Here is a 4,023-nt window from a genome sequence, read left to right as displayed (position 1 = left end):
GCGTCGCTTCGACGCACCTGCCGCGCGGCGAGCAGCTCGGCAACGGGCTCTCTGTCCGTCCCGGGGGCGTCTCGGTACTGACCACGCACGCTCTCTACGAGATGTGGGCAGGCGCCGATGGAGTTCCGAAGACGGTGTGGCGCAACGTCTACGACCGCGGACCCGGGCGCAAACCGGGCCAACTCACCTGGGGGTCGGGGACCACGCCGTCGTACTTCGGTCCGGGCGGCAGCGGGTGGGTCGCGATCGTCGACAACGCGCGCGTGCCGCGGCTGCACGTCTATCGCAGCGACGACGGGTCGCCGGTCTGCTCTATCCGCGCCTTCGCCCAGCCGAACCAGGGCACCGAGAACTCGCCGATGGTCTGGGGCGACAGCATCGTCGTCCCGAGCACCTACGGATTCCAGTATCCGCCGATGGCCGAGAGCGGCGGTCCGCCGGCGCCCGGTCCGGCGCCCTTCGTCGGAGCGATGACCCGGATCGACGTCGCACCCGGCAAGTGCACTCGCGTGTGGGAGAACCGGGACCGGATGTCGACGCTGCCGCGACTCTCCACCGCGGACGGGCTGATCCTTGCGCTCGGATACGGTCCGTACACACCGGGAGTGCAGCAGCTCGGGCCGGTGAACTACGTGGCGACCGACTTCCGGACGGGACGGCGCGTGGTGACCCGCCAGGTGGGATTCGCGCCGTTCGACGAGCCGCTGCAACTGACCGGGATGATCGCACCGGACGGTTCGCTCTGGCAGGGAACCTTCGCCCGAATGCTTAGAATCGCGCCATGACCTATCCGGGCACGTGGGGCGACCCCGACGACTCCGAGCACATTCCGACGCAGGCTGAACTCGATGCGGAGGATCTGGCGGAGTTGGAGCGGTCGTCGCGCGATGCCGACCTCGCCGCACGGTACCCGCGCCGCCCCGAAGACCCCGGCCCTCCGCCGACGGCGTTGACCCGGGATGCGCTGATCTGCTGGTATGTCGCGGCGCTCGCGGCCCTGGCGTGCATCGTCTACGGCTTCGCCACCCTCGGCGCCGCCGTCGATCGGCTGGCCGATCGGCTCGAACCGCAGATGGCCGAAGTCCACCAGATCGACGGGACCCGGACCGCCGAATCGATGGCGGCCTTCTGGCCGCCGGCACTGATCGCCGGCTGGCTGGTCGCGATCGCGATCACCTACCCGCTGCTGATCGCGATCGGCCGGCATCACAGCCGCAACGTCCGCAGCATCTACGCGGCCGTCTGCATCCTGACCGTCATGTTCGTGCCGCTGATCTCCGACCTGCTGTTCGACTACCCGGAGGTGCCCTCGGTATTCCGAGTCGCGGCCTGGGTCTCGGTGGCCGGCCTGCTGCTGTCTGTCTTGATGACGTTCCGGGGCAGCGTCGGCGGGTGGCTGCCGGCGTCGACTCGACTCAAGCCTTCCAAAGTCTTCCGCAATCCGCGGTGATCGTGCGTACGTTGGGAGTCGGAACCCGATCCGAGTGAGAGGAATACCCGATGACTGTGAATCCCGTGTACCGAGTGTGGTCGACGTCGACCGGCGGCGGCCGCGACGGCGAAGTGGTGTCCGAGTCCGGCCGCATCGACCTGGAGTTGCGCCCGCCGGTGGAGATGGGCGGCACCGGCGACGGCGCCAATCCCGAGGAACTGTTCTCGGCCGGCTACGCCGCGTGTTTCAACGGAGCCCTCCATCATGTGGCGAAGTCCGCCGGTGTGGATCTGCCCCCGGGCACCAAGGTGACGATCACCGTGGGCATCGGTTCCGACGACGCCGACGGCGGATTCGGGCTGACCGCCGACATTCACACCGAGATCCCCGGAGTCGATGCGGCGCTGGCGAAAGACCTGACGGACAAGGCGCACGCGTTCTGCCCGTACTCGAAGGCGACCCGGGGCAACATCGCGCACAACGTCACCTCCAGCGTCTGAGAACACGTGCCTCCGGCGGAGATTCGCGTCGTGCGGCCGCCTTCGGGCGGCCGCGCGGTAGCGTGAGGACTCGTGAACAACTGGGCTAATCTCGCCGGACTGGGACTGCTCGCCGCGGCGCTCGCGACCGTCGCCTACGTGCGCTATCGACAGCGCGAATGGGCGTCGCTGCTGCGCGAAGTGGAGTTGGCCCGCGGTCTGCGGGACCTCGCGGACGGCGATGCGGTGAAGCTCGCCTGCGTCGACGAGTTCGAGGTCACCGTCTACCAGCGGCTCTTCTACGAGTCGGCGGTGGGTCCGCGCCTGCGGAGTGCGGCGTGGGCACTGATGGCGACGCTGCTCGCGGCGGTCGCCGCGCTGCTGTTCGACGGCGTCGACGGCGTGGCCGCCGACGTGTTCTGGATCGTCTCGCTGATCGTCGCGTTCCTGTTCGGGATGGCGGTGCTGGTCTATCTGGTGCTGGCGGTGTATTCCGCGGCCACCACTCCTCGGGTGTCGTTCGCCGCCTCGTATGCCGCGGCGGACGCCGACGACGAGGACTGACGTGCGCGACTTCTCCTACCGATATCGGGACGCGCCATGACCCTCGCTGCCACCGACCTCGGCGAGGGACCGGTCCTGACCGGACGCCGCGACCCCGTGGCGATCCTTCGCACCCAGGACGCCACGCGGCTGCGAGACCTGGTGCCGGTCCGGCATGCGCGGATGGCGGCGACGCCGTTCACCTTCTATCGCGGGGCCGCGGCGGTGATGGCCGCGGATCTGGCGTCGACGCCGAACTCGGGCATCACAACCCAACTGTGCGGTGACGCGCACCTGAGCAACTTCGGGCTGTTCCTCTCGCCGGAGCGCCGGATGGTGTTCGACCTCAACGACTTCGACGAGACGCACCCCGGGCCGTTCGAGTGGGACGTCAAACGCCTCGCGGCGAGTATGGCAGTGGCGGCGCAGGGCAACGGCGGCACGGATAAGGAGGCCCACCGGGCCGCTCGACGAGCCGCTCGCGCTTACCGCCGGGCGATGAGTTCCGCCGCCGAACGCGGCGCCCTCCAGTGCTGGTACGACAACGTCGACCCCGATCGGGTGAAGCGGGAGATCGGCGATCGATTGGACACCGCGGCGAACAAGAACCTGAAGAAGACGCTCGCCAAGGCGTACCACCGCAACAGCGAGCAGGCCCTGTCCAAGCTGTGCGTGGTGGACGAGACCGGGGTGCGCATCAAGAGCGATCCGCCGCTGCTGATCCCGGCGGCGGACGTGTTGACCCAGATCTCGCCGAATCAGTTGCGCGAGCAGTTCCTCGGACGGATCGCGGCGTACCGGGAGACGTTGCCGCTGCACCTGCACGATCTGATCGACCAGTACGAGTTCGTCGAGGCCGCCCGGAAGGTGGTCGGCGTGGGCAGTGTCGGCACGCGCTGCTGGATCGCCCTCTTCGCGGGCAGGCTCAACCGGGATCCGCTCTTCCTGCAGTTGAAGGAGGCGCAGCAGTCGGTGCTGGCGCCCTACGTCGACGCGCCGGAGTTCAGCAACCAGGGCGAGCGAGTCGTGGTGGGCCAGCGCCTGTTGCAGGCGTCGAGCGACGTTCTGCTCGGCTGGTTCCGGAGCCTCGGATTCGCCAGCCGACCCGACGGAACCGCGGAGTCGGTCTCGGGCCTCTGCGACTTCTACGTGCGGCAGCTCCGCGACGGCAAGGGCTCTGCGGTGATCGAGGACATGCCGGTCGACCGGCTCACCTTGTACGGCGAGCTGTGCGGCGCGGTGTTGGGGCAGGCTCATGCGCGCACGTCGGCGCGCGGCGAGATCGCCGACTACGTCGGGGGACTCGGCAAGAAGTTCGACGGGGCAGTTGCGGATTGGGCGCTGGGCTACACCCAGGTCAATCGGGCCGATCATGCGCGCCTGGTCGACGCCATCACCACCGGCGAGATCGACTCGGCCCGGCTCGACGACACGGGCCTCCGAACCGTTCAGGAACGGAAGGGTCCGCTCGTGGTCGGTCCCTGAGCAGCCGATTTCAGTTGAGCGCGCCGGATGTTGTAATCTCGTTGAGGTTGTACACGGGGTATGGCGCAGCTTGGTAGCGCGCTT

General features: G+C 68.6%; 4 protein-coding genes and 1 pseudogene. All 5 read left to right on the top strand.

The features are described from left to right. Window positions 1-785 (top strand): annotated as a pseudogene (locus GX543_RS17790) (hypothetical protein); the annotation flags it as partial. Then, window positions 782-1,450 carry a hypothetical protein gene (locus GX543_RS17785; protein WP_290853867.1) on the top strand — a complete coding sequence of 223 codons (669 nt, stop codon included), beginning with the start codon at window positions 782-784 and terminating at the stop codon, window positions 1,448-1,450. The pseudogene GX543_RS17790 and the gene GX543_RS17785, both read left to right, overlap by 4 nt. A gap of 50 nt (window positions 1,451-1,500) precedes the next feature. Beyond that, window positions 1,501-1,932, top strand: coding sequence for an organic hydroperoxide resistance protein (locus GX543_RS17780; RefSeq protein ID WP_105941109.1), 432 nt, complete (start codon window positions 1,501-1,503; stop codon window positions 1,930-1,932). Window positions 1,933-2,004: 72 nt separating this feature from the next. Then, window positions 2,005-2,475 carry a hypothetical protein gene (locus tag GX543_RS17775; protein WP_290853863.1) on the top strand — a complete coding sequence of 157 codons (471 nt, stop codon included), beginning with the start codon at window positions 2,005-2,007 and terminating at the stop codon, window positions 2,473-2,475. Between the two features lie 36 nt (window positions 2,476-2,511). Next, complete coding sequence (locus GX543_RS17770; RefSeq protein ID WP_290853861.1) at window positions 2,512-3,939, top strand: DUF2252 domain-containing protein; 1,428 nt, start codon at window positions 2,512-2,514, stop codon at window positions 3,937-3,939. The last annotated feature ends 84 nt before the right edge of the window (window positions 3,940-4,023 follow it).

It is taken from the genome of Gordonia sp. (in: high G+C Gram-positive bacteria) (genome assembly GCF_012515855.1).
GTDB lineage: Bacteria > Actinomycetota > Actinomycetes > Mycobacteriales > Mycobacteriaceae > Gordonia.
Note: the sequence above shows the minus strand (reverse complement) of the source record. Positions and strands in the feature narration are given on the sequence as shown.

Coding starts and splice junctions, on each gene's coding strand:
- GX543_RS17770 (WP_290853861.1), top strand. CDS start 2,512: ATGACCCTCGCTGCCACCGACCTCGGCGAGGGACCGGTCCTGACCGGA.
- GX543_RS17785 (WP_290853867.1), top strand. CDS start 782: ATGACCTATCCGGGCACGTGGGGCGACCCCGACGACTCCGAGCACATT.
- GX543_RS17780 (WP_105941109.1), top strand. CDS start 1,501: ATGACTGTGAATCCCGTGTACCGAGTGTGGTCGACGTCGACCGGCGGC.